Raw genomic sequence first — 2,803 nt, forward strand, 5'->3', positions numbered from 1 at the left:
CGGGCCGGCCCTTCGCCGCGCGCGCGGCGCAACGCCTGCCGGAAGCCCACGACTGGGCCGCGGAGGTCGCCGCCGGCATGGACGCGGGCGTGCGGATCTCGCTGCGTCTGGATCTGTCGGCGTACGACCTGTTCGACGGGGACGACGAGGGCAACGGCGGCGCGCGCAGCGCTGGGGCGGCTGTCGTCCAGGTGCACAGCCTCGCCGACCCCACCCTCGTGGCCGACGCGGCGGACCTGTGGTCGGAAGCGGCCGACGCGGCGTTCGGTCCCCGCGCGCGCGTGGACGCCGCTCTCGGGGTGCGGCGGGCCGCGCGGGTCTGGCCGCCGCTCGACCGGCTCACCGAGCAGGACGTGCCCGACGTCCTCAGCCTCTCCGAGGAGGAGGTCATCGACCTGCTGGGCGTGGCGGCCGGCCGGCTCTCCGCCGCCGGGGTCGCCGTGCACTGGCCCCGCGACCTGGCCCAGGATCTCACCGCGACCGCGGTGGTCCGGCCCGCGCCCGGATCCGCGACCGACGGCACCGGCTTCTTCGAGAGCGAGGATCTCCTCCAGTTCCGCTGGCAGCTGGCGATCGGCGGCGACCCGCTCACCGAGGCAGAGATGGACACCCTCGCGGAGGCCCACCGCCCGGTCGTCCGGCTGCGCGACCGGTGGGTGCTGGTCGACCCCGCCCTGGTCCGCCGCGCCCGCAAGCGCGACCTCGGCCTCCTCGACCCGGTCGACGCCCTGTCCGTCGCCCTCACCGGCACCGCGGAGGCCGACGGCGAGACGGTCGAGGTGGTGCCGGTCGGCGCGCTGGCCGCCCTGCGCGACCGGCTCACGGCAGGTGTCCGCCCCGCCGAACCGCCGCCCGGCCTGCACGCCACCCTCCGCGACTACCAGCTGCGCGGCCTGGCCTGGCTCGACCTCATGACCTCGCTCGGCCTCGGCGGCTGCCTCGCCGACGACATGGGCCTCGGCAAGACGGTCACCGTCATCGCCCTGCACCTCAAGCGGGCCCGCACCGAACCGACTCTGGTGGTCTGCCCGGCCTCGCTGCTGGGCAACTGGCAGCGGGAGATCACCCGGTTCGCGCCCGGCCTCCCCGTCCGCCGCTTCCACGGTCCCGATCGCACCCTGGACGACCTGACCGGCGGCTTCGTCCTCACCACGTACGGCACGATGCGGTCCGCCGCGGCGACCCTCGCCGAGCAGTCCTGGGGCATGGTCGTCGCGGACGAGGCGCAGCACGTCAAGAACCCGTTCTCGGCGACGGCGAAGGCCCTGCGCACGATCCCGTCCCCCGCGCGCGTGGCGCTGACCGGCACACCGGTGGAGAACAACCTCTCCGAGCTGTGGGCGCTGCTCGACTGGACCACCCCCGGGCTTCTCGGCCCCCTGAAGTCCTTCCGCGCCCGGCACGCGCGCGCGGTGGAGAACGGCGAGGACGAGGAGGCGGTGGAGCGCCTCGCCGGCCTGATCCGTCCCTTCCTGCTGCGACGCAAGAAGTCCGACCCGGGCATCGTCCCGGAGCTGCCGCCGAAGACCGAGACGGACCACCCCGTCCCGCTCACCCGCGAGCAGGCCGCGCTGTACGAGGCGGTGGTGCGCGAGTCGATGCTCGCCATCGAGTCGGCCGAGGGCATGGGCCGCCGGGGTTTGGTGCTCAAGCTCCTGACCTCGCTGAAGCAGATCTGCGACCACCCCGCACTGTTCCTCAAGGAGGAACACCCGCCGGGCCAAGCGGAGCGACTGACCGCCCGCTCCGGCAAACTCGCCCTGCTCGACGAGCTGTTGGACACGCTCCTCGCGGAGGACGGGTCGGCGCTCGTCTTCACGCAGTACGTCGGCATGGCCCGCCTCATCACCTCCCACCTGACCGCCCGCGCGATCCCGGTCGACCTGCTGCACGGCGGTACGCCGGTGCCGGAGCGCGAGCAGATGGTGGACCGCTTCCAGAGTGGGGCTACGCCGGTCCTCGTCCTCTCCCTGAAGGCCGCCGGCACCGGCCTGAACCTCACTCGCGCGGGCCACGTCGTGCACTTCGACCGCTGGTGGAATCCGGCGGTCGAGGAACAGGCCACCGACCGCGCCTACCGCATCGGCCAGACCCAGCCGGTCCAGGTCCACCGCCTCATCACCGAGGGCACGGTCGAGGACCGCATCGCCGAGATGCTCCAGTCCAAGCGCGCCCTGGCCGACGCGGTTCTCGGCTCCGGCGAGGCGGCCCTCACCGAACTGACGGTCCGCGAACTGTCCGACCTGGTCTCCCTGCGGAGGCCGTCATGACCCCCCGGCCCGCCGACGAGGCCCGCCGCGCCCTGCGCGAGGCACGCGAGCGAGGCGAGGGGGCGGTGCCGGGCCCCACCGTCGAGGCGGAAGCGGGGGCCGAAGCCGGAGCCGGAGCGGACGCCCCCGGACGCGAGCCGGCGACGGGGCACGCGCAAGGTCATGACCAGCACCAGCACCAGAACCAGCACCAGCACCAGCACCAGCACCAGAACCAGAACCCTGACCGGGGCCGGGATCGGGATCGGGAGTCGGAGGAGCGCACCGGACGGCCCCGCCCCGGGGACGTCGCACGCGCGGCGCTGCGCAGCGCGCGGACCGCACGGCATGCGGGGGAGGACGACGGAGCGGGCAGCGCGTCGGAGGAGGAAACCAACCGGCCCGAAGAAGTGACTCGCCCTGCTGGGCGGCCGGTTGCATCTGACGGAACATCTGACGGAACAACAGTCGCCACTCCGGCGGATCACTCCGATGACGCGGCGACCGCTGCCGCGGCCTCCGCCTCCGACCCGACGCTCCTCCCCGGTGAGGCG

The 2,803-nt window shown here is 74.2% G+C and carries 1 protein-coding gene; it reads left to right on the forward strand.

Features of this window, described 5'->3' with window-relative positions; translation table 11 throughout:
- On the forward strand, positions 1-2,270 hold a 2,270-nt coding region (locus tag EBH09_RS29340; RefSeq protein WP_153182745.1), incomplete at its 5' end, for a DEAD/DEAH box helicase.
- Positions 2,271-2,803 lie beyond the last annotated feature (533 nt).

This window comes from Streptomyces sp. E2N166 (assembly GCF_003671715.1).
In the GTDB taxonomy this organism is placed as follows: domain Bacteria; phylum Actinomycetota; class Actinomycetes; order Streptomycetales; family Streptomycetaceae; genus Streptomyces; species Streptomyces thinghirensis.